Source organism: Candidatus Cryptobacteroides sp. (genome assembly GCF_056207615.1).
Genome location: NZ_JBAEER010000009.1, coordinates 1 through 23,349, shown reverse-complemented (window position 1 = coordinate 23,349; position 23,349 = coordinate 1). Strand labels below are relative to the sequence as shown.

Below are 23,349 nucleotides of genomic sequence, written 5' to 3'. Positions count from 1 at the left end.
AATTGCAGTGTCAAAGGACATTGTAGACTAAATAAGTACTTATGAATATTTATCGATTGGCCGTAAGGAATCGACTATTTGTCGGTTTGTTTGTGGCTTTAATTACAATCTTTAATTCGCTACCTGCTTCAGCCCAGTCAAGTGTAAGCGGCATCGTGATCGATGACGACGACCTTCCTGTGCCAGGAGTGGCAGTGTATGAGCCCGGAAAGCTCACTTCGGGCACAGTCACTGACGCTGATGGAAAGTACACCATCAAGGTGAATTCGAAGACCAAGGAAATCGTTTTCGAGTCGCTGGGATTCAAGACCAGATACGTGGCTCTGGCGGAGTGTGCCGTCGTACGCCTCGAGACTGATGCGGAGATGATCCAGGAGACCGTCGTTACCGGTATCTACACCCGTAAGGCCGACAGCTTCACCGGTGCTGTGCAGTCGCTCAGTGCAGATGAGCTCAAGAAGGTCGGTACGAAGAACGTGCTCGAGTCCCTGAAGAATCTTGATCCGTCCCTGATGATACTCGAGAACCTCGAGAGCGGTTCCAACCCTAATGCGATGTCATCGATGCAGATTCGTGGTGCATCGTCCCTCGGAATGGAGACTACCTCGCTCAAGAGCAATTTCGTGAGCGATGCGAACATGCCTCTGTTCATCCTCGACGGTTTCGAGACGACTGCCGAGAAGATTCAGGATATGGACATGAACCGTGTCGAGAGCATCACCATCCTCAAGGATGCTTCTGCGAAGGCCATCTATGGTTCCAAGGGTGGTAACGGCGTCATCGTCATCGAGACCAAATCCCTCGATTCGGGTAGGACTGCGATCACATATACCGGAAACGTCTCTCTCGAGATGCCTGACCTCTCCAGCTACAACCTCTGTAACGCGCTTGAGAAACTCGAGGTCGAGAGGCGAGAGGGTTACTATATCTCCAAGAGCGCAAGCACCCAGGAGAACCTGCAGTCTCTCGAGATCTACAATGAGCGTCTCCGCCGTGCCCTCGAAGGGGAGAGCACATATTGGCTTTCGAAGCCGCTCCGCATCGGTGTCGGCAACAAGCACTCTCTCTCAGTCGAGCTCGGCAACAAGGAGCTCAAGTCATTCACCACTTTCGCGTACAACGATGTCGAAGGTGCGATGAAGGGCTCTTCGCGAAAGGTCATCAGCGGTGACATGAACCTTGCGTACAGGCACAAGGGATGGACTTTCCGCAACATCATGAGCATTGCGCACATGCGAAGCAGCGAGTCTCCGTACGGCAAGTTCTCGACTTACGCCGAGATGAACCCGTACTACAACCCATACGATGAGGACGGCAATCTTGTACGCGTATTCCAAATCAAGGCCAACAAGACCTACGTCACTGCGAATCCGCTCTACGACGCATCTCTCAATGTGGTGAACACAAACTCGTACCTCGACTTCACCGACAACTTCTATGTCGAGTACATGCCTATCCAGCCGCTGAAGATCGTTGCAAGGGCCGGTATCGACACCAAGACAACCCGCAGTGATGAGTTCTACCCTTCGAAGCACTCGAAGTTCTATTCGGCTAGCGACGAGAATGAAACAGAGGATGAGATTCTCCGCAAGGGCTCTTATGAGCAGTCAAACGGTACCTACACATCTTTCTCAGGCGACTTGAGCGCCCAGTTCAACCACTCATTCGCAGAGGTCCATGACGTGTTCGCTACCGCTCAGTACACCATCTCGCAGGTCAAGTACGGCGAGGTGACTCACTATGCGAGCGGTTTCCCTAACGACAAGATGTCGGACATAATATTTGCGAGGGACTACACTCTCGACAAGACTCCGACCGGAAGCAACGGACTCAACCGCAACCTCGGACTCCTCCTTACAGTCGGTTATTCCTACGCGGACAGGTACATGCTCGATGCGACAGTGAAGGGTAGTGCATCATCGGTGTTCGGAACGAACAACAAGTGGGGTACCTTCTGGAGCGCCGGACTTGCATGGAACCTCCACAAGGAGAGGTGGCTCGAGTATGTGGATTGGATGAAGCAGTTCAAGCTCCGCTTCTCGCTCGGAAGCTCGGGTAACCAGAATTTCATGTCCAATAATTCGATCGCTTCGTATATCTATTACAGCGACAGATTCTATAATTCCCAGACTGGTGTGCACCTCTCAGGAATGGCTAATCCTAACCTTGGATGGGAGCAGAAGATGGACTACAACCTCGGACTCGACTTCCGTACCGACCATGTCTATGTCGTTGCCGACTTCTATCTTGCTGACACGAAGAACCTCGTGTTCAACCGTACGCTCCTTTCTTCTACCGGCTTCGGATCGGTGAGCGACAACCTCGGTCTCATCCGCAATAAAGGTGTCGAACTCTCGGTCAACTACACCGCCTTCCAGAAGAAGAACTCATACCTGACCTTCCTCGCAAAGATCGCCCTCAACGACAACAGGATACTCAGACTCTCCGATGCGATGAAGGCGTTCAACGATCAGCAGATCACCCAGGCGGAGGAGAATAAATCCGACATGCCTGTGATCCAGTACTACGATGACATGCCTCTGCATTCGATCTGGGTTGTGCCTTCGCTCGGTATCGATCCTATCAGCGGAAAGGAGGTGTTCGTCAGCAAGGATGGCTCTCTTGTCAACACATGGAAAGCAACCAACCTCGTGAACTATGGTTCATCTGACCCTCTTTTCAACGGCAACTTCGGTTTCAACTCGGAGATCAAGGGCATTGGCGCGAGCGTGATATTCACTTTCTACGGTGGTGGAAAGAAGTATAATTCGACACTTGTCTCCATGGTCGAGAATACCAACCTCGAGAAGAATGTCGACCGAAGGATCTTCTCCGACCGCTGGTTCGAGCCAGGCCAGATCGCACAGTACAAGAACGGTGCGGGCGGTGACGGAAGCACCAAGCCGACCTCACGATTCGTGCAGAAGAACGACGTGCTCAACCTTTCGTCGGTATCGCTCTACTACGAATTCCCATATGCGATGATACGCAAGGCAAAACTCTCCCGCCTGCGTCTCAGTGTCTACGGCAACGACCTCTTCACATGGTCGTCCATCCATATCGAGAGAGGAACCAGCTACCCATATGCGAGGACTCTGTCCTTTGCTGTGACTGCAACATTCTAAAGGGGAGGACTGAATATGAAGAAGATATTTTTATTCATGACAATCGCTCTTGCCGCCTGCTCATGCGACAAGTGGCTTGAGGCGACTTCATCGACCCAGTTCAAAGCCGAGGAGATCTTCAGTTCCCGTGAGGGTTTCTTCGACGCTCTGTCCGGTGTCTATATCAATATGGGTAAGGAGAACAACTATGCTTCCAATACTACATGGAAGCATATTGACATCCTCTGCTATCCATATAATTCTTTCACGTCGCTTACTCTGTCTCAGGTCCAGAACCATGAGTTCAATACAAGCAACGTGAAGAAGCTCTCTTCACAGATCTGGCTCGCTTACTATAACACCATCGCGAACATCAACATGGCGCTCGAGAACATAGACGGCAAGGAGTCTCTGTTCATGAATAAGTCTGAGTACAACTGGGTGAAGGGTGAGCTTCTCGCTCTCAGGGCTTTCAACCATCTTGACCTTATACGTTTCTTCGGTTCTCCCGGCATGACCGGCAGCAACGGAGCCAAGCTTGCGGTTCCTTATGTGACTACCTATAGCCCTATAGTAACCCCTCAGCAGAGCAGCGAGAAGACTATGGAACTTCTCCTTAAGGATGCTCTCGAGGCAGCGGAGCTGCTTGCTGACGACCCTGTGACTGGTGTGGTTTCCGAGAACTTCAGCACTACGCTGAACGCGACCGGCTACTGGAACAACAGGAAGTCTCATATCAATCTCTATGCAGTCTATGGCTTGCTCGCGAGAATCTATCAGTGGGACGATGACATCGAGACCGCAGCGTATTATGCGAAGCTTGCTGCCGATGGCGCTATGAAGTCGAAAGCAGTTTCGTGGATCGATCCGAGCCATATGATTTCACAGGGCTTCGGACATAATCTCGCTAATGCGGACCTCACTTTCTCATGCGAGCATCTGTTCACTCTCGAGATCAATGAGCTCTATTCAATTGTCTCTAGGTTCCTCATTCCTTCCGCAACCGGTGCTGCAACGGAAGCCATGTACTTCTCCAAGGAGATTGTAGAGTACAAGCTTTTCCCGATTCTCGAGACCAGCGGCCTGGAGGATGTAAGAGGTACAGCTTTCTATCTCGAGTACCAGAACGGCAGCTATGTCTGCCGTAAACTCTTCAGTCTATCCAATTCGAAGTATAGAAATCTGATGCCAATGATCAGACTTTCCGAGATGTACTACATAATGGCTGAGAACGAGGCGAGGAACGGCAGCAAGGCAAAGGCAATGGAACTTATCAATGAGGTCCGCTCCCACAGGGGCATAACAGAAGATATACCTTCGGGCTATGACGTGCTCATGGAACTGAATCTCGAGTACGCAAGGGAGTTCCTCAATGAGGGACAGTTCCTCTACTGGACCAAGCACGACAGGCTCGAGCACATCAGAGACATCTATTCGGCATTTGTCCTCGACCGATTTTATATATTGCCGAATCCTGAAACTATGGGCGAACTCACCCTGCCTTATCCGGATGATGAGATCAACTATGGTAGAAAACAGGAACTCTAAAACATGTATCAGATGAAAGCAAGATATATTATATCATATCTCGTCGCGGCTATGTCAATCATTGCCTGCAAGCAGGAGGAGATTCCCGTATATGACGTAAAGGATTCCGCCGTCTTCTTCAAGAGGGCTTCTATCGAGTTCTCCCTGAAGGGCAATAATGATCCTCAGCCGGAGATAAGAATTCCGCTCGAGGTCTTCGGACCGGTATGCGATTATGAAAGGGTGTTCCAGGTTGCGATACCTGATTCCTCATACAACGACGCCGTGCTCGGAAGAGATTTCGAGATCATTTCCTCAAAGGTCCCTGCCGGTGCCATGGAGGGTGAGATAGTCCTCAAGGTCCAGGGGCTTACAAGTGAGACTCCTTCGCATACCGTTGCGATGGAGATACTTCCGGACGAGAACTTCCCTCACAGCGTGAAGGACAGAGAGTGCGCCAAGGTGACTTGGTCGAAAGATTTCGTACGTCCGGATAACCAGTACACAAGACAGGCGTGGTACAATTTCTTCTGCACAGGCTATAGCAAGGCCCTGCATGAGCTTCTCTACGAATATTTCGGAGAAGAGATCGAAAGGGCTGGCTATTCCAGCGGTGCGATGAAGGACGAGAATACTGTCTACCATGTGAACACATGGTGGTACGGTGCACAGTCCGAGTTCTTCGATTTCGTGAGGAAGCATGACAGGGAGAATCCTGATTCTCCATATATGCACAGTGCGGATTACGAGATCTACACAAGCTATACCCAGGAAACCGGAACCGGCATCAAGCCGCAGGTAATCCCTACAATTCAGTCAACCTTGATTCACTAACAGAACGATGATAAGGAAACTATCTATATTATGTCTGACCGTGGTTGCAGTGCTCGTGGCGTCGTGCTATGCCGATAAGAGCACCTTTGCGACTTTCGATTATCCGGATATCGTGCTCGTGCCTTCCGTACAGGGCGATACTCTTACCTATGCCTATGGCGAGACTCTCAAGATTACCGTTGATGTGTCCCAGGAAGGCGTTTCTGCCAACGATCTGGAATACATGTGGGAGATGGATGTGCAGCCGGGTTCATATAGGAACAGGGCTTTCATGGGAGACAGCAACGAACTCGAGTTCAGGGTGCTGAACAACCCTTCTGCGATTCCTTATGTCCTTTCGCTGACCGTAACGAACAAGCAGTCCGGTTACTCGAAGATCAAGTCATGGACCGTATATGTCACCAGTTCGCTGGGAGAGGGCATACTCGTGGCTCATACCGCGGACGGTGGAAAGAGCTCAGAACTGGCGCTTGTCGCCCAGTCCAGCATAACCTACGGCTACACTTCGGAGGTGCCGCGCTACACATGGAATCTTTTCTCTCTCGGAAATGACAAGAGTATCGACGGAAAGGTCACTTCGTTGCTCGCGCGCAGCTACACCAACCTGAATGCATCTGTGGTGTCCAATTTCAACGAGAGCGCAATCATGGTCGGTACCGAGGATCATATCTATGCACTCGATCCTTTGAACTATAGGGTGAGCAGGAGCGATGCCGAGCTCTTCAATACCAAGAACGTCACCGAGTTCGGAACATCATACCTTTACAACGTCGGCGGATATTCAACTATCTCCGTCAATGGCGGAGTTCCATACGGCTGTATGGATCTTCTCGACATCTCGTACTCAAGGCTAACATATCCGGGGTCGTTCGAAAATGCATTCAAGCCTGGAAATATCGTGTCTGTCCCTGAACTTCAGGGCAAGGTATATGTGTATGATGACGAGCTCCATACCGTATTCTTCTGCATGGGATGGTGCCTCACGACCAGCAGCTTCACCCCAATGGACGTCGACAAGATGCCTGACCCTGCGCTCCTTGCAGACAAGACCTGCGTGGCGGCCGGCCACCTCAAGGCGATGAAGGGAGGCTTCATCCTCAAGGATTCTGCCGGTAAATACTGGATCCTGATCGTTGATGTGGACAGCGCTTCTCCAGTTCTTCAGCCGCTGGATGCTCCGGACATCGACAAGGCGGAGTGCTTCGAATTCTGCGACAATGCAGACGTCGTGTTCTATTCTGTCGGCAGCAAGCTCTACTCTATCGTGGTGACTTCTGGCACTGTGACCGTGAAGACTCTCTCCTGGGCTCCAAGTACGAAGGGGGAGAAGGTCACTATGCTCCGTCAGTACAGCCAGGCGTGGTTCGGAACACATCAGTATCCGACATCAAGTTCGGAGTCGAACTCATACCAGTTCCCATTGAAGTACCACAGGCTCCAGCTTGTCATCGTGACCTACGATGAGTCGACAGGCGAGGGCAGGTTCTACCTGCGACCATACAACGTAACCACTGGCTTGCTCAGCGCGTTCGTGGACAATGGCGTGTATGGAGGCTTCAACGAGATCACGGCAATCTGTACGACCATGAGATAGAAATTTATATTCAACAACTTTTTATATTAACTAATCCCAAAAGTTATGAAAAACGTAAGATTCTACGTTCTTGCAGCCCTTGCGGTTGCTTTCGTAAGCTGTAAGCCAGAGCCTGCTGCTGTCGAGGATTCGCTCCAGCTCTCTACAGCTACGATCAGTGCCGGCTCACTCGCTGAGCAGCAGACAATTTCCTTCACTACCAACACTGCATGGAAGATGAGCTCCAGCGCAGAGTGGGTAACCGTTTCCCCTGACTCAGGCAATGCAGGTAATGCTACAGTGACTGTATCTATCGCCGAGAACACTACTTTCGATAGCCGCTCAGCTAAACTCACCCTCACTGCAGGTAGCAAGACTTCTACCTGGACCGTGAACCAGAGCTATCTCAAGGTCTTCGAGGCTACTTCAGAGATGAATATCAGCTCTGAGGCTCAGACTCTCAGTCTCCTTATCAACACCAATGCTACTTTCACAGCTGAGTCTGACGCTGAGTGGCTCACCGTAGTTGCTACCAAGGCTGCTCCTGCAGAGAAGACCGTGACCGTCAGCGTTGCTGCTAACCCTAGCATCGAGCCACGTACTGCAAATCTCGTAGTGAACTCTGAGGCTGGTTCTTCAACCTACGCTATCACTCAGGCTCCTTCTGACAATGCAATGGTTCTCGATGAGGTCCGCTATCTCGGCCATTCTATCGCACCTTACAACTACGAGGACTATGAGCCTAACTCTTTCGAGGAGTATGCACTCGTATTCTCTACTTCAAAGGGTAAAGTCGTTCTCGCAGTCAATGTGGAGAAGAAGGGAGAACTTGCCGGTGAGTATGATGTTGACGCAGCTGCCGATCACAGCGCAAATACCTTCTCTCTCAACGATTCAGGTAATGATGACTACTACACTACCATCTGCGAGGGTGATGTGGAGATCCCTGTAGCTGACGGTCTCATCGCAATCGAGGAAGAGGACGGCGTTCTTACCGTTTCTGCAGCTCTCATGGACGAGCACGAGAACGTTCGTACTTATACCTACAGCGGCGAAATGCCAGAGGTGATCGTCGACAACTACCGTGTCAAGATTGCAGCTAACTTCGATGGTGACTATTGGACACATTTCGCTAACGGCGCACAGCAGTACAGCATTACTCTTTACCCAAGTGCACCTGTCGCTGAGGGTGGCTATGATATCTATTCTCTCTCAATCAAGCTTTTCGGTGACAAGAGCTGCACCAACGCTAAGCTTCCTCTCGGTACTTTCGAGTTCGTAGAGGGTCCTGAGACCGTTGAGCACTACTCAAAGAACGGTAAGAATCTCTATCCTTACAACTCTTTCACCGGCAACTCTATCTACATGAACTATAAGGGTGACTATGAGATGGACTATGGTGATGTCCTCGGTGGTACCGTTACCATCGCAGAGGGTTCAGAGCCTGATCGCTACGATATCAGCTTTGATTTCAAGGTTAACAGCTACTGGTATAACGAGGACTGGGATATCGAATATGGCGAAGAGCAGTCTTACAAGTATGAGTGCAAGGATATCCTCGTCAAGATTAGCGACAACCACACTGGCGCAGTAGAGGATGGTGACGACGTGTTCGTAGCTCCTGCCGTTTCAGCTAACTATCTCGGCTATGCTGCAGAGAACTACTATGCAGAGGGTGGTACTACATTCATCCTTTACTGGTCAGGTGTCAGCAACGAGTACATGGTATATATCCCTCTCCAGACTGCTTCTGAGTGGGTATTCGAGAAGAACTATGCAAACCGTTTCTGCAACACTCCAGTTCCTGACGGTGTATACTCTATGGTTGAGAAGCCTGTTGACGAGGATGGCAAGCCTGTTGATTGCTTCGCATTCATCGACAACAAGTCTTACAGGTCAGTGACCAACAACTACACCGGTACCATCACCTATATCAAGGAGGGTACAGTCACTATCTCTGGCAACGGAACCCAGATTGCAATGGATCTCACTACCGTCAAGGCTGACGGCTCAGAGGGATATCATTTCACTGGTTCATTCGCTACTACTGTCAACTATCTCCAGAGTGCTAACACCAGCTGGCAGAGCCGTATGAAGTGGACATATTAATGGAAAATGCTTCTGCATTTTTTCGATTAATACCAGAGGCCGATCTTATGGATCGGCCTCTTTTTCTACCCCCGTTGCTATCTTTCCATATAATGTTGTAAATTTGTATGATTACGACTACCAAATAACGAGATAACACATGAAACTGACCAGATTTACTCCTATGGCTGCGCTGGTTGCGCTCGTATCTTGCGCCCAGCCTACTCTCCAGGACAGGCTTCTCGCCAATGACAAGGCCATCGACGAGGTCATCGCGAAGATGTCCCTCGAAGAGAAGGTGATGATGTTTCACAGCAAGACCAATATGTCCTCAGAGGGCGTTCCAAGCCAGGGCATCCTCGCAATCCAGTATGCAGACGGACCTTTCGGCATCCGTGAGGAAGGCGTTCCGAACGGCTTTGCTCCTGCGGGTTGGGTGACCGATTCGGCTACCTATTTCCCAACAGGCTCGGCTCTCGCTGCCACATGGTCGAAGGAACTGGCATATAAGTATGGAACAGGAATGGGTACCGAGGCTCGCGTGAGAGGTAAGGACGTGATTCTCGGCCCTGCCATCAATATCCAGAGGCTTCCGGTCGGAGGCCGTTCGTATGAGTATCTTTCCGAGGACCCTTTCCTTTCGGCGCAGCTCGCGACCGGATATGTGCTCGGTGTGCAGGAGATGGGAACGGCGGCATGTATCAAGCATTTCGCTCTCAACAACCAGGAGACCAACCGCGGCAGCGTGAACGTCATCGTGGATGAGAGGACCATGCGCGAGATCTACCTCAAGCCTTTCGAGGCAGCAATCGTCGACGGTGGCGCGATGGTGGTGATGCCGGCGTACAACAAGGTCAATGGTGACTATTGCTCGGAGAACGAGCACCTGAACAACGAGATTCTCCGCGGCGAGTGGGGATTCAAGGGCTTTACCGTGTCTGACTGGGGCGGTACGCACTCTACCATGGGCGCGGCTATGCATGGACTCAATGTGCAGATGACGGGCGACAGGTATCTCGGACCGGCGCTGATCGACTCGGTGAATGCGGGTAAGGTGCCGATGGAGGTAATCGACCAGAAGGCGAAGGAGATTCTTCGCGTGCGCTATGCGATCAAGGGCATTCCGGAGGGCGAGCATGACCTTCCTGGTACCATCGCTTCGCAGCCGGAGAGCCGCAGGATTGCGTATGAAGTTGCGCAGAAGTCCATCGTGCTCCTCAAGAACGACGGTATTCTTCCAATCCGCAAGGACGTCAAGAAGATCGCGGTCATCGGTCGCAATGCCGTTGCGCTGACTCAGTCCGGCGGTATGGGCGCGGGCGTGAAGGCTCCGTACGAGGTGACTCCTCTCCAGGGTATACAGAATAAGGCTCCGAAGGGCACCGAGGTCGTATATGCGGCCGCATACAAGGATTTCAAGGGCATGTTCGGACGCAGAAGACCGGGCGACGCACCTGATCCAACCGTCGCTGTCGACATCAACGAGGCTCCGACCGCGGAGATGCTCGCAGAGGCGCTCGTTGTTGCAAGAGACGCAGACCTGGTGATCTACCTTTGCGGTACCAACAAGTCTATCGAGACCGAGGGTTCGGACAGGAAGGATATCGACCTTCCATTGGGTCAGAATGAGATTCTCGCCGAACTTGCGCAGGTCAATTCGAATATCGTCACCGTCGTGATTTCCGGTGGTCCGTGCGACCTCCAGCAGGTGGTTGAATATTCTCCTGCAGTCGTGCAGGGCTGGTGGAACGGTCTCGAGGGTGGTAATGCTCTCGGAGATGTGCTCTTCGGTAACATCGCACCTTCGGGCAAGCTTCCATTCACATTCCCTGTGAAGCTCCAGGATTCGCCTGCTTATGCGCTCGACAACTTCCCGCAGAAGGAGGAGGTTGCCGGCGACCTTTTCGGAAATCAGTATCGTCAGGACGTACAGGGTCAGGCTGGATACAGGCAGCGCATGGACCCGAACGCATACTATTCTGAGGGCATGTATGTCGGTTACAGGTGGTTCGATTCGAAGAACGTCAAGAGTCTCTACGCGTTTGGTCATGGTCTTTCTTACGTGACCTTCAAGTATGCGAACATCAAGGCCAACAAGTCCAAGTATGGCAAGAATGATATCATCAAGGTCAGCTTCGACCTCACCAACGAGGGCTCGATGGAGGCAGATGAGGTTGCACAGCTCTATGTGCACAGGATCGATTCGAATGTCGAGTTCCCATACAAGGAGCTCAAGGCTTTCGAGAGGGTGACCCTCGCAGCGGGCGAGACCAAGACCGTGACTCTCGAGATTCCGGTGAAGGATCTCCGTTACTGGAATGAGGCCATCGGCGGGTGGGATCTCGACTCATGCAATATTGAGCTCCAGCTCGGTTCCGCTTCCGACGACATCCGTCTCAAGGCTCAGGTGGCTATCTAATATTCTTTTCGGAAAATGGGTTCCATCAGGAAAAGGCTGCTCGCCATATCGTGCTCAATCGTCGCAATCGTCTTGCTGGGGGTTGCCGGGGTGTGGTTGTATAGGGCGTATCGTGTCGCTGTCATCATAACTGACGAGGCGCATCAGGATACTCCTACCATTGCCCGTATCAAGGAAAGGGGCACTCTGCTGGTGGGTACGACGGGGGACTATAGACCTCTGACTTTCTTGGAGCCCGATGGCAGCTATTGGGGATTCGGTATTGAGTTGGCGCAGGCTATCGCGCATGCTCTCGATGTCGAAATCAGCTTTGTCAGGACCTCATGGCCAGACCTCACGGAGGACGTGCTTGCCGAGCCTCAGCTCTTTGACTTGGCTATCGGTGGGATTACCATTACTGAGGCGCGTCAGGATGTGATGCTCATGAGCGAGGGGTATCTCGCCAATGGCAAGACTATTCTTTGTCGCAAGGCTGACGAGGGCAGGTTTCAGACATTGGAGGATATAGATAGGCCTGATGTGAGGGTGATGGTGAATCCAGGTGGAACGAATGAGCAGTTTGCTCATGACAGGTTGACTCATGCTTCGGTCACTGTCCATCCTAGGAACGAAGAGATTCCTGGCCTCATTGCCGAGGGAAAGGCGGACGTGATGATTACCGAGGTGACGGAGGCTCCGTATTACATAAAAGGGGATTCGCTGCTTGCTGCACCTATGTTGGCTGCTCCGTTTACCCATTCTTTCATCGGGGTTCTGATGAGAAAGGGACAGGATGATCTGATGGTGGCGGTGAATGAGCTCATCGATAGGATGAAGGCCGATGGCTCCTTGCGGGCCCTTCACGACAAGTACGGGCTTGTTTATGCATTTTAACATTGAATTATGGCAAAGAATATAATAATCACAGGAGGTGCGAGGGGAATCGGACGATGCCTTGCGGAAGAGTTTACGAAGCAGGGAGCAACAGTTTTCGTGATCGATAAGGACCTGCCGGAGGTGGCGACTGACGGCGTTATCTACTATCAGGGTGACATCTCAAGTAGGGAAGTGCTCGAGGAGTTCCGATGCTTTGTTCTTGCGAAAGTGGACAAGATTGATGTGATCGTGAACAATGCGATTCCTATGATGAAGGGAATCGACGAGTGCTCCTACGAGGAGTTCCAGTATGCGATGAGCGTCGGTGTGACTGCTCCTTTCTATCTTGTGAAGCTTTTCATGGACAGTTTGGCTCCGGATGCTTCTATCATAAACATGACCTCGTCTCGCGACCGCATGAGCATGCCTCAGACCGAGAGTTATACGGCAGCGAAGGGCGGAATCGCAGCACTTACTCACGCGCTTGCAGTCAGTCTTGCCGGCAAGGCGCGAGTGAACTCAATCTCTCCTGGATGGATCGATACGGCCTATACCGTGTATGAAGGTCCAGACGCAACGCAGCAGCCCGCCGGGCGTGTGGGCAATCCCATGGATATCGCGAACATGGTGCTGTTCCTTTGCTCTGACAAGGCAGGCTTCATCACCGGCGAGAATATCTGCATCGACGGCGGTATGACCCACCAGATGATCTATCACGGCGACAACGGCTGGATCCTTAATCAGTAGCGCCGCGTACTCAAGTTTTCTGCTGGTTTCTTTAGTTCGTGCCAGTGCCTGCGTGGGAAATAGAAACGGCGATCAGGTTTACCTGGTCGCCGTTTCTATTTCGCGCAATCCTCGTACCTGCTATTTACGGGTGAGGTCAAGGATGCCGTTGATTACGGTGAGAGGATGGGCAGGATTGCCTGGGATGAAGAGATCGACCTCATGGCTGTCGAGGAAGGACCTGTCAAGGTCAGGGGAGCCTGCATACATGCCGCCGCTGATGGCGTCAGTGCCGTCCAGGACGACGATACGGGGCTCTGGACAAGCCTCGTAGGTCAACTCCAGTGCCTTGGCCATATTGGCCGAAATAGGGCCTGTTATGAGCACGCCGTCAGCATGCCTAGGGGAAGCGGCGAACTCGATACCGTAACGGCCGAGATCGAACTGCACATTGCCGGTCGCATTGAGCTCAGCCTCGCAGCTGCCGTCACCGCCTGCAGAGACCTGCCTGAGCTTGAGCGAACCACGGAAGATCTTGCGAATCTCCGGACGTATAGCGTCCTTGTCCACTTCGATAGGCTTGTCCTCGCCTTCGCGGATTATGAGCCTTTCGCGCACGTTGGTAGCAAGGTGGGTGTCGTCAGTGAAATGGACCTTGTTGGGGAAGCACCTTTCGCACTCGCCGCAGAAGAGGCACTTACCGAGGTCGATGCTGACCGGTGCGGTTCCGATTGCTCCGCTTGGACACACATCTGCCAATGCTTTCTCATCAACCTTTTCCGTTGATATCACAGGGCGTCCGCGAAATACACCTGGTGCCTTTGCGGTACGTACGTCAGGGATGAACTGCTTGCCCTGATGGAAGAATATCTTGAGACTATTGAACATGTCTTAAAATCGATTAAAGGTCGTGTCCGCAATAGGACAGGTTGAAACTTTTGTTACAGATAGGGAAGTCGGAAATCTCGTTTCCACGCACAGCGAGCGCAAGCGCCATCCAGTTGTGGAATGAAGGATCCTTGATCTTGTATGCGACGAGTTCGCCGTCAGCATCGGTGATCGCACAGTGGCAAATCTCTCCGCGCCAACCCTCGGTGAGCGAGATTGCGAAAGACTCGCCCTTAGGGCTTCCTGCTGAACGCATCTTGCCGTCGAAAGAAGGCATGTCCTCGAGAAGGGCGCGTACGATGGTCAGAGACTGCTTGACCTCGTCGATACGGAGTTCCGTGCGTGCGAGTACGTCTCCGGTCTCCTTGACAACAGGCTTGACCTGGAGTGAGCCATAGAGGCCATAAGGATGCGAAGCACGTGTGTCACGGCATACACCTGCGCACTTTGCAGCCATTCCGACAGCACCGATGGACTCGGCCTGCTCTGTGGTCACGACGCCGGTACGGTCGAGTCGGGAGAGCACGGAAGGGAAGTGCTGGATCTTGTCGCACATCTCGAGGAAGTCGCGCTCGTATGCTGCGAGGTCGCTCAGAAGCTGCTTCTTGAGTTCCTCTGTGAATGCATAAGGTGCGTATGCTGGGCGGACGTTTCCCTTGCCGAGGCGGTTGCCGCACCAGCGCTGGGAGAAGTTCACGATTGGGGTACGGAGGCGTCCGTAGACCGCTGCTCCGAGCTGGTATGCCACGTCGCCGCAGATCGCACCGAGGTCGCCGGTATGGTTGGCCATGCGCTCGAGTTCCGCAGCCAAGGTCCTTGCCCAGAGAACATCCTCGGTCGGCTTGTATCCGCAGAGGCTTTCCCATACGGTGGCAAAGGCGGTAGAATGGCTAATGGCGGTGTCTCCTGCTACTCCTTCTGCGAGAAGGACGCGCTCGATCAGGCGCTTCTTCTCGAGCATGAGATGCTCTGTTCCTCTATGCTGCCAGCCAAGCTGGATCTCGAGGTGGAGCACGTCCTCACCGTTGCAGATGAAACGGAAATGACCAGGCTCGATGACACCGGCATGGACAGGACCGACACCGACCTCGTGGAGCTCTTCTCCTTCCATCTCGAAGAACTTGTACTTATCAGGCATGAAATCGCGCACCGGCTTGTACCAAGGATGGCCCTCGAATTCGAGTCCCCAGTTCTCATGGATCTCACGCTCGTAGCGCTCCAGCGCAAGGCAGTCTGCGGCAGCAGAAGAGAGGCTCGCTCCCTTCTCAACGTCGCAGGAATACACGATGATGTCGTGCGCGCTGTCATCCGCGATGCACATCATGAGCCTGAGACCTTCGCCGCAAGGATGTGCGAAATAGTTCACACAGTGCCTTGCCTTATCGCTCATGAGCTCAAGGGTTGTAGCTCGGAAGCAGTCGTAGCTGAGAACAGGTATCTCCGCCACGCTCACGCAGCTTCCGTTGCTTATGTGTAGTATATTGTTGTTCATTGGCATTACAGGATCATTGCAGCAGCCTGTCCGATGAGGTCGGTAAGGAACGCTGGCGGGTTAAAGCCGATGTATGCGGCAAGCACGAAAAGGATGAGCTGGGTGAGTGATTCCCACGCCGAGATCTTGATCTTCTCGACTGGCTTTGCCGAAGGAAGGAAGATGATGCGGAACATGCTCTTCGCAAATGCCCAGAGAAGCACGGTGAGCAGGAATGCAGTGAGCACGAAGATAACCCAGCTGCCTTCTGCGATCATCGCCTTGAAGACGAGGAGCTCGCTGAAGAAGAGTCCTGATGGCGGTACGGCGGTGATGCTCACGAATCCGAGCAGGAGCACGAGCGCGCCGAACGGATTCAGCTTGAGATAGTCACCCATGTCGTCAATCATCTTGCTCGAATATGTGCGGTAGAGCTGGGTGAAGTGGAAGAAGAGTCCGGACTTCACGAAGGTGTGCATCACGATATGGAGCATTGCTGCCATGAAACCGGCCTTGCCGAAGCACAGACCCAGGGTCACGACCGACATGTGCTCGATTCCCGAGTAGGCGAGCATACGCTTGACGTTGCTTATCCTGGCCATATAGATGGTCGCGATGAAGAGAGTGATGAGCGCAGATACGAGCATCACCATGCGTGCCCAGCTGCCGACAGGAGTTCCGCTGATGGCTGCATATACCCTGAAGATTCCGCAGAATCCGAGATTCATCAGTGCGCTGGCGAGGAGTGCGCCCGCAGGAGCTGGGGCCTTGTCCTTCGCATCGACGCCGGCTGTGAACATAGGGAAGAGGCCGAGCTTCGCAGTATATCCGGCGAAGATGAAGAGGAAGCCGAGCTTCATCCAGAAGCTGTTCAGAGTGGCCTTGTGGGCCATCAGATCCGAGTAGAAGAGCTCAGAGCAGCCGTCGTGAAGAAGCGCGAGGCTGATTAGGAGTATGCCTACGAACACGAAGCAGATGCTGATTGCGCATACGAAGACATACTTCCATGTTGCTTCAAGCGCGAGCTTGCTGCGGTGGTGGTAGATGAGCATCGCGGCACTGAGGGTCGTGATCTCGGTGAAGATCCAGGTCACGGCAGCGTGGTTCGCGAGGTAGCCCATGGTCATCGCAGCGATGAGCAGCACGAAGGATGCGTTGTACGCAGCTGCGCTGGACGGCGATGCGAGCGGCTTGGTGAGGTAGATATGGCTGTGGATCATCGCAGGAATGCTGATGATGCTGAGCACCAGAAGGAGTATGAGTCCGAGTGAATCATAGCTGAAGTAGCTGAGCTCGGTGGTGCCAGGATTCATCATTCCGTTCACTGTGATCATGACCTGAAGTCCGAGGAAAAGGACTCCGAGTACGGTGGAGAGGGCTCTCGAGCGGCTGAAGGCCAGAGCCACGACGATGCAGACGACTGCTGCGAGGTAGATTGCTGTAATCATGGCTTCTAGTCTTTAAGTTTGCTGAGAGAGTCGATGTCCACGTCATGAAATACGTCTCCGATCTTGTTTGCGAATATTCCGAGAATGAACACGGATGCGAAGATATCGAGCATCACACCTAGGTTGACCATTGCAGGCATCTCGTTACCTACGGCGAGCGAGAGGATGAATACTCCGTTCTCGATCACGCAGTAACCGACCACATGGGTGAGGATCTTACGACGCGATACGATAAGGTAAAGGCCGGTGAAGATGGCCGAGATGGCTCCTACGAAGAAGAACTTGTCGAGGATGAGGTCGTCGATGCTTCCGGAGAGGAGGATTGAGCCTACGACGATGCCAGCTGTGATGAGCAGGGAAACGAAGTTCGGAACGAATGGCTCGGTCTCACGGGTGATGTTGTTGTGACGTATGATCCTCTCGATGCAGTATGGGACCGCTACGGCCTTGAATACGATGGTCTCGAGAAGGATGACGACAAGGTTGAATACGTTGAACTCCTTGAGGTGGAATGCGGCCACCAGGAAGAGCAGTACGCCTTGGTACACCAGGATCTTGATGTAGTTCCTCATTCGGTTGGCGATGGCCAGGTAGAAGAGGGTGGCGAGGAATATGATGATGAATGTTTCCAGCATGGCTCACTATACAAGTTGTCCGGACATGAGCATCACGCCGAAGACGGCGAGGAGTGCGATGCATGCCAGTGTGAATATGAACTGAGGATTGTGGTTCATCCTGTAACGCGCGGTGAACGACTCGTTGATGCCGATTATGACTGCGCTGAGCGCCTGCACCGCGAGGAATACAGGAATTCCGAATCCAACCGGAATGCTTCCGATGAAGAGGTTTGCGATGAGCGCCGCGTACATGGCGAACTTGAGGTAGCCGGTCACGAAGATGAGACCGAGGTCGATGCCGCTGTTGTCGAGTACCATGACCTCATGGATCATGGTAAGCTCAAGGTGGGTCTTGGGATCATCTACCGGCATTCGGCTGTTCTCGACCATCGCGAGGACGAGGAAGATGAATGCTGCGATGACAGCAAGAGCCCAGCTCATAGGGCTGCTAGGATGGAGCTCGGCAAAGATGCTCTGGAACGAGCTGTTTCCGGTCATGAGCGCGAGTGAACCCATGATGAGGAAGAATGCAGGCTCTGCGAGCATGGAGTAGGTAGCCTCACGAGAGGCACCCATGCCTTCGAAGCTCGAACCGGTGTCCAGCGCACCGATGATGCAGAAGAACTTGCCGAGCGCGAGCGCATAGGCGAAGAATACGAAGTCGCCGTTGAAGCTGATGAGACCTGGCTTGTTGCCGAATGGTATGCAGAGACATGCGACGAGCACGGATGCGAGATAGACAGCAGGTGCGGCCTTGAATACAGGACCGGTGACCTCGCTGTAGACTGCACCCTTGCGGAAGAGTCGGATGACGTCCTTGATAGGCTGCATGATGCCGGGACCTTTTCTGCCGGCACTGATGCTCTTTACGCGGCCGATGATGCCGTTGAAGAAGAGCGCTGAGATTAGGATGAGTATCAGACTTGTCATGGCGCTAATTGAGGATAAAGCTTATGATAAGCGTGAATACGATGAAGATGACGCCGTAGAGTACATAGTACTGCATCTTACCGTTCTGCAGGAATGAGAAGCGGTCGGTGAACTTGCGGTATGCGCTGAGCGGCTTGTCGATGAAGTTGCTCTCGAGCTTGTCGTAAGACTCGGACTCGAAGTGGCCGGAAACAGGGAAGATGTCCTTAGGGAGCTCCTGCTCCTTCTTGTTTCCGAGTACGAATGAGAAGAGCTGGACGTAGGTCTTCACGAATGAGGTGGCTGTGTACTGGATACGAGGTGTGCCCTCGGTGTAGCCGCAGCCCCAGGTAGGTCCTTCGCTGACCTGATGTCTTGTGTTGTGCCTGCTCTTCGCAGTGTAGATGAGTCCTGCGAGGATGATGAAGATGAGTCCTGCAAGTCCTACGAAGCTGAGGTCTGCTGTCGATGCGAGGGCGGTGCTGCTCGTGTATGGGAAGCACTCCAGTGCGCTGCCGGCAAGCTTGGTGTAGAAGGATGGGCAGATACCGATCGAGAACATGATGAGCGCCTCGATGACGAGCGGAACGATGCGGCAAGGTTCCATCTCATGTGCGTCGATCTCGGTTCTGGGACTGCCGAGGAAGATGATTCCGAACGCCTTGGTGAAGCAAAGGATTGCGAGTCCGCCGATCATCACGAGCGAGAGGATGGAGAATACCGCACCGGTAGTGACGCCTGGCTCAGCTCCCTGCATCCATCCGAAGAGGCCGCTGTAGATGAGGAATTCGGAGATGAATCCGTTCATAGGCGGAAGGCCGCAGATCGCGATCGATGCGATGAGGAAGAGCGCTGCGGTCCATGGCATCTTCCTGGCGAGACCGCCGAGCTTCTCGATGTCGAGGGTGTGGGTGCCGTGGTATACATTGCCCGAGCAGAAGAACAGCACGGACTCGAAGAGAGCATGGTTGAGAGTGTGGAGCAGGGCGCCAGCGAAGCCGAGGCTCGCGAGTACGGTGTTGCCGCTGCCGGCACCGATGCAGCCGAGTCCTATGCCCATGCCGATGATACCGATGTTCTCGATACTGTGGTATGCAAGCAGCTTCTTGAGGTTGTGCTGGAGGATGGCCATCATCACGCCGTAGAGTCCGGAAATCGCAGAGACGGTGAGGATGATGGCACCTGCGGTCACGAAGTCAATGCTGAACCATGTGATCATCCTGAGGATGCCGAAGATACCGATCTTGATGATGACTCCTGACATCACGCCGGAGATGTGCGCAGGTGCGGCAGGATGGGCGTATGGGAGCCATGTATGGAAAGGAACGAATCCAGCCTTTACTGCGAATCCGGCAAAGAGGAGGAGGAACGCTGTCATTCCGTTACCCTGCATGCAGTAGCGCGGGATGGCGGAGAATGAGTATGATCCTGTCTTTGCCGCGATCATCATGAAGCCGGCGGTGAGAAGAACCACCGAGATGTGCGACTGGATGAAGAAATTGATGCCGGCCTTGATGGTTTCCGGCTTCTCGCTCTCGTAGATTACGAGGAAGAACGAACTGAGTGCCATGATTTCCCAGCTGACGAGGAACGCAATCGAGTCCTCCACGACGCACAAGGTCATCATGGATACGTATGCGATCGCATAGTTGATCCAGTGGAGAGTGTTCCTCAGTGGCCTGCCGCTGTAGTGCTTCATGTAGCCACGTCCGTAGATCGCTCCGCAGGCGAAGACGATGGTGAAGATGGCCATGAACCAGAGCGAAAGACCGTTCTGATTCTGAGAAAACAAGGATGATAGAAATACTTTCATCTTAATGTCTTTAATGCGGGCGCAAAGGTATAAAAATATCGGAGATTTCATAACAAAATCTCCTGCGGGGGGAGTGATGGGATGAGCCGACAGTTACGAGCCGGAATTCCTGATAATCATCGGCAGCGTTTCGAATTCTGGCATTGCAAAAGTCAGATCCGTCTATCAGAAAGTCAGATTGAGGCCGAAGGCAATCTGCTTGGGATTAGGGTACGCTCCTCCGTCAAAACCGATGGTGTGGTCTGAGGTGATCGTCGTCTCAGGATCTATTCCAGGATAATTTGTGAGGCAGAGGAAGTTGTCGAGGGAAGCATAGAGTCTCAACTGCTTCACCCATACTTTCTTCATGAGTTTCTCCGGGAGGGTATATCCGAGCTGTATCTGTCTGATCTTGAAATATGAGCCTTTCCAGACATATAGGGATGACTGAATTGCGTCCTCTTTCGTTGCAGCACGAAGTGATGGGAATTTCGCATTGTCTCCTGGCTGCTTCCAAATTCCATCCCAGACACGTTTATAGTTATTCTGTCCGTACCTGAACGATGACCAGAGAGAGGAATAAATCTGGTTTCCGGCGACTCCGGATCCGACGATGGACAGATCGAAACCCTTATAGCCAAGATTTATGTTGAGTCCGAATGTGAAGTCAGGGATTCCGGAACCAATGTTCACTCCATCATCTATAATGTTGTGGCTTCCAGGATACTCGCCACTTTCATAGTAGCTTACTTCTCCTGTCTGTGGGTCGATTCCCTGGGCCTTGAGACCTTTGATGTACCAGATTGGCTCACCGACGCTGATGTACCAATATGGGGTTTCCGTAAGATAACTTTCCGTTTCGTGTCTGATTCCAGCAAGTCCTTTTTCGAGGGCCTTGAGCCTGTTCCTCAGGTAAGAAATATTAGCAGATACAGAATAGTGGAAATCTCCTATTGTGTCGGACATGGACATGGAAAACTCGATGCCGGTGTTGATTACTGTGCCACATTCATGATGAGAATCAGCTAATGCTTCGATGCCTGTTGTCGTGTCAGTGTTTCTGAAAAAATCAAGTGAACCTGTCAGCTTTCCGCCAAGCAGATGAGTTAATGCGCCGACATTAAGACTGGATGTGTTGCCGACACTAAACAGACCTTTATTGAATATACTCATCTCTTTTGGGTAAGGAAAATACTTTGACTGTCCCCATGTTGCTCGAAGTGAGAGCTCATCAATGATTCTTGCACTTGCGGCGACTGAATAGGCGATAGGAGTCTTCTTATAGAACGACTTTTTCCCATATGATGTTGCGTTGACGCTGCCGGAAAGCGAATATCGTCCGTCGAAGGTGTATCCGAGATGGCCGAAATAAGAAAGCTGCTGTCCGTTATCCTTGCCATATCCCAGATACATTGCACCGCCATTGATGTCAATACCATGCTTTCCGAATGTTCGGTCGTATGAGGCGATCAACTCGCCCTGCAGGTGAGTGTCGTCGTACTCAGCAGTAGTTTCATTTTCGACCGGATGATTACGATCTCCATAGAAGTATGGTCGCGTCATAGTCGTCGAGTAGCCTTTATCAAACGCGTAACCGAATCTCGAGGTGATGTCAAAGCCTTTCAAAGGCGTAAAGACAGCGGAAGCCGACCCTCTGAAAGAGCTGTTCTTGTAAGTTCTTTCGGGATAGTTCCTCATAGCTAGAGGGTGTAAGGGATATACAGGACGATTGGCAAGGTATAGTCCAGTTTCAGGATCCATGATGACATTATATCCGAGAGCCAACGCCTCCTTCTGATAGTCGTCAAGACCGTTCTTGTCGACGAATACCGGAGATGTAGGAGGTGATATAAGGGCTGACATTATCGGAGATCCGATATCGTAAGTCGACATTATGGTTCCACCATTGTGTGTTTCCAGAGAATTGTTCGTGGCTAGGACAAGCCATGGGGCAACTCGGTATGAACCGTTTATCTGACCGGAGATTCTACTGAAACGGTCGTATTTTCCGACGAAAATTCCGTCGTTGGAATAACTGCTGAAGCTGGCAAAATACCCGCCACGATCATTGCCTCCCTGGACGCCGACAGTGTGGCGCATGTTCCAGCTTGGCCTGAATACTTCAGATATCCAGTCTGTGTCCTCGCCTTTGTATTGCGCTAAAATCAGATTCTTGAATGATTCTGAACCCAAGGCATCAACGTAGTCAAGGTAGTCGTTTGCGTTCATCATCTTAGGTTTGTGGGCGATACTTGCCACTGCGAACTCGTTTCGGTAGAATACATGGCCTTTGCCGGCGTGACCTTTCCTTGTCTGGATGATAAGGGCACCTTCCCTTGCTTCTACGCCGTATAAACCGACTGCTACTGCGTCCTTGATCACTTCGATGGACTCAATCATCTCCGGAGCAAGGTACTGGACATCATGCACCCTGAGACCATCCACTATGATGAGCGGGCTGATGTTATTCATCATGGCAGAGAATCCTCTTACCTTGAGGCCGGAAGCGACTCCTGGCTCTCCGGAAGTGTTGAGTACTAAAACTCCCGTCATCTTTCCAGCCAGGGCCTTGATTGGGTCCGACGCCGAAAGATCCCAGATTTCCTCTCCCTTCACGGATGAGATTGCTGCAGAGAGACTGTCGCTTCGGCTGATTTCCTGGGCGTGGGAGTTCGTCGACAAAGCACAAGCGAGCACGAGGGGCGCGATGATGTGTGTTCTTTTCATATCTTGGTTTCTTCTGATCGTGGTTAGTAAATTCAAATTGGAATTTGTTACAAATATAATGATAGATCCGAAGAAATGGTTCTTGCTCGTATTTGCTGCCAGCAAACTGTATTCACTGGCACGAACTCCAAAAAACAGCTGATTTTTGGAGTTCGCGGCCGCAAAACAGCAGAAAACAACTGAAATCACGTCACGAACGACAAAAAAAGCCTTGTTTTTGTCGTTCGTGCCATTGTTCGTCCAGCACGAACGTACTCTAACGGGTGAAAGTCCCCAAACCGCCCTGATAGTGGGAAGGTTACAGCCAAAGGCAAAGGTGTCCATCACGAGGTGGAATCTGAAGGAAGCTGGCGGCAAACATCTGGTCTGAC

General features: G+C 52.2%; 15 protein-coding genes. 8 read left to right on the top strand and 7 right to left on the bottom strand.

Annotated elements, in window-relative coordinates:
• Positions 1-41: 41 nt before the first annotated feature.
• The 8 genes from AC06ND_RS00635 (at position 42) to AC06ND_RS00600 (ending at position 13,147) form a co-directional block, all read left to right on the top strand.
• On the top strand, positions 42-3,125 hold the full coding sequence (locus AC06ND_RS00635) for a SusC/RagA family TonB-linked outer membrane protein (RefSeq protein ID WP_475677063.1): 3,084 nt from the start codon (positions 42-44) through the stop codon (positions 3,123-3,125).
• 15 nt (positions 3,126-3,140) lie between these two features.
• Positions 3,141-4,652, top strand: a complete 1,512-nt coding sequence (locus tag AC06ND_RS00630; protein ID WP_475677062.1) for a RagB/SusD family nutrient uptake outer membrane protein — start codon at positions 3,141-3,143, stop codon at positions 4,650-4,652.
• A gap of 12 nt (positions 4,653-4,664) precedes the next feature.
• Positions 4,665-5,465, top strand: coding sequence for a DUF4843 domain-containing protein (locus tag AC06ND_RS00625; RefSeq protein ID WP_475677061.1), 801 nt, complete (start codon positions 4,665-4,667; stop codon positions 5,463-5,465).
• Between the two features lie 7 nt (positions 5,466-5,472).
• The gene (locus AC06ND_RS00620; RefSeq protein WP_475677060.1) at positions 5,473-7,059 is read left to right on the top strand and encodes a hypothetical protein; all 1,587 of its coding nucleotides are present in this window, start codon (positions 5,473-5,475) and stop codon (positions 7,057-7,059) included.
• Positions 7,060-7,104: 45 nt separating this feature from the next.
• Positions 7,105-9,147 carry a BACON domain-containing protein gene (locus tag AC06ND_RS00615; RefSeq protein WP_475677059.1) on the top strand — a complete coding sequence of 681 codons (2,043 nt, stop codon included), beginning with the start codon at positions 7,105-7,107 and terminating at the stop codon, positions 9,145-9,147.
• A gap of 139 nt (positions 9,148-9,286) precedes the next feature.
• Entirely contained in the window at positions 9,287-11,545 is a 2,259-nt protein-coding gene (locus AC06ND_RS00610) for a glycoside hydrolase family 3 C-terminal domain-containing protein (protein WP_475677058.1), read from the top strand.
• 15 nt (positions 11,546-11,560) lie between these two features.
• The gene (locus AC06ND_RS00605) at positions 11,561-12,418 is read left to right on the top strand and encodes a transporter substrate-binding domain-containing protein (protein ID WP_475677057.1); all 858 of its coding nucleotides are present in this window, start codon (positions 11,561-11,563) and stop codon (positions 12,416-12,418) included.
• A 9-nt stretch (positions 12,419-12,427) separates the two neighbouring features.
• On the top strand, positions 12,428-13,147 hold the full coding sequence (locus AC06ND_RS00600; protein ID WP_475677056.1) for an SDR family NAD(P)-dependent oxidoreductase: 720 nt from the start codon (positions 12,428-12,430) through the stop codon (positions 13,145-13,147).
• A gap of 120 nt (positions 13,148-13,267) precedes the next feature.
• Here the strand turns inward: AC06ND_RS00600 and AC06ND_RS00595 are convergent, their stop codons facing one another.
• From AC06ND_RS00595 to AC06ND_RS00565, 7 genes are all read right to left on the bottom strand, one after another.
• Positions 13,268-14,014 carry an NADH-quinone oxidoreductase subunit B family protein gene (locus tag AC06ND_RS00595; protein ID WP_475677055.1) on the bottom strand — a complete coding sequence of 249 codons (747 nt, stop codon included), beginning with the start codon at positions 14,012-14,014 and terminating at the stop codon, positions 13,268-13,270.
• Between the two features lie 13 nt (positions 14,015-14,027).
• Entirely contained in the window at positions 14,028-15,506 is a 1,479-nt protein-coding gene (locus AC06ND_RS00590; protein WP_475677054.1) for a hydrogenase large subunit, read from the bottom strand.
• A gap of 5 nt (positions 15,507-15,511) precedes the next feature.
• Positions 15,512-16,933 carry a proton-conducting transporter transmembrane domain-containing protein gene (locus AC06ND_RS00585; RefSeq protein WP_475677053.1) on the bottom strand — a complete coding sequence of 474 codons (1,422 nt, stop codon included), beginning with the start codon at positions 16,931-16,933 and terminating at the stop codon, positions 15,512-15,514.
• A gap of 5 nt (positions 16,934-16,938) precedes the next feature.
• On the bottom strand, positions 16,939-17,568 hold the full coding sequence (locus AC06ND_RS00580; RefSeq protein ID WP_475677052.1) for an NADH-quinone oxidoreductase subunit K: 630 nt from the start codon (positions 17,566-17,568) through the stop codon (positions 16,939-16,941).
• A gap of 6 nt (positions 17,569-17,574) precedes the next feature.
• Positions 17,575-18,480, bottom strand: coding sequence for a respiratory chain complex I subunit 1 family protein (locus AC06ND_RS00575; RefSeq protein WP_475677051.1), 906 nt, complete (start codon positions 18,478-18,480; stop codon positions 17,575-17,577).
• A gap of 4 nt (positions 18,481-18,484) precedes the next feature.
• Positions 18,485-20,272: a proton-conducting transporter transmembrane domain-containing protein gene (locus AC06ND_RS00570; protein WP_475677050.1), complete on the bottom strand. Its 1,788-nt coding sequence runs from the start codon at positions 20,270-20,272 to the stop codon at positions 18,485-18,487.
• A 165-nt stretch (positions 20,273-20,437) separates the two neighbouring features.
• Positions 20,438-22,978, bottom strand: coding sequence for a TonB-dependent receptor plug domain-containing protein (locus tag AC06ND_RS00565; RefSeq protein ID WP_475677049.1), 2,541 nt, complete (start codon positions 22,976-22,978; stop codon positions 20,438-20,440).
• Positions 22,979-23,349 lie beyond the last annotated feature (371 nt).

Coding starts and splice junctions, on each gene's coding strand:
- AC06ND_RS00590 (WP_475677054.1), bottom strand. CDS start 15,506: ATGAACAACAATATACTACACATAAGCAACGGAAGCTGCGTGAGCGTG.
- AC06ND_RS00600 (WP_475677056.1), top strand. CDS start 12,428: ATGGCAAAGAATATAATAATCACAGGAGGTGCGAGGGGAATCGGACGA.
- AC06ND_RS00630 (WP_475677062.1), top strand. CDS start 3,141: ATGAAGAAGATATTTTTATTCATGACAATCGCTCTTGCCGCCTGCTCA.
- AC06ND_RS00565 (WP_475677049.1), bottom strand. CDS start 22,978: ATGAAAAGAACACACATCATCGCGCCCCTCGTGCTCGCTTGTGCTTTG.
- AC06ND_RS00625 (WP_475677061.1), top strand. CDS start 4,665: ATGAAAGCAAGATATATTATATCATATCTCGTCGCGGCTATGTCAATC.
- AC06ND_RS00575 (WP_475677051.1), bottom strand. CDS start 18,480: ATGACAAGTCTGATACTCATCCTAATCTCAGCGCTCTTCTTCAACGGC.
- AC06ND_RS00610 (WP_475677058.1), top strand. CDS start 9,287: ATGAAACTGACCAGATTTACTCCTATGGCTGCGCTGGTTGCGCTCGTA.
- AC06ND_RS00605 (WP_475677057.1), top strand. CDS start 11,561: ATGGGTTCCATCAGGAAAAGGCTGCTCGCCATATCGTGCTCAATCGTC.
- AC06ND_RS00620 (WP_475677060.1), top strand. CDS start 5,473: ATGATAAGGAAACTATCTATATTATGTCTGACCGTGGTTGCAGTGCTC.
- AC06ND_RS00570 (WP_475677050.1), bottom strand. CDS start 20,272: ATGAAAGTATTTCTATCATCCTTGTTTTCTCAGAATCAGAACGGTCTT.
- AC06ND_RS00615 (WP_475677059.1), top strand. CDS start 7,105: ATGAAAAACGTAAGATTCTACGTTCTTGCAGCCCTTGCGGTTGCTTTC.
- AC06ND_RS00635 (WP_475677063.1), top strand. CDS start 42: ATGAATATTTATCGATTGGCCGTAAGGAATCGACTATTTGTCGGTTTG.
- AC06ND_RS00580 (WP_475677052.1), bottom strand. CDS start 17,568: ATGCTGGAAACATTCATCATCATATTCCTCGCCACCCTCTTCTACCTG.
- AC06ND_RS00595 (WP_475677055.1), bottom strand. CDS start 14,014: ATGTTCAATAGTCTCAAGATATTCTTCCATCAGGGCAAGCAGTTCATC.
- AC06ND_RS00585 (WP_475677053.1), bottom strand. CDS start 16,933: ATGATTACAGCAATCTACCTCGCAGCAGTCGTCTGCATCGTCGTGGCT.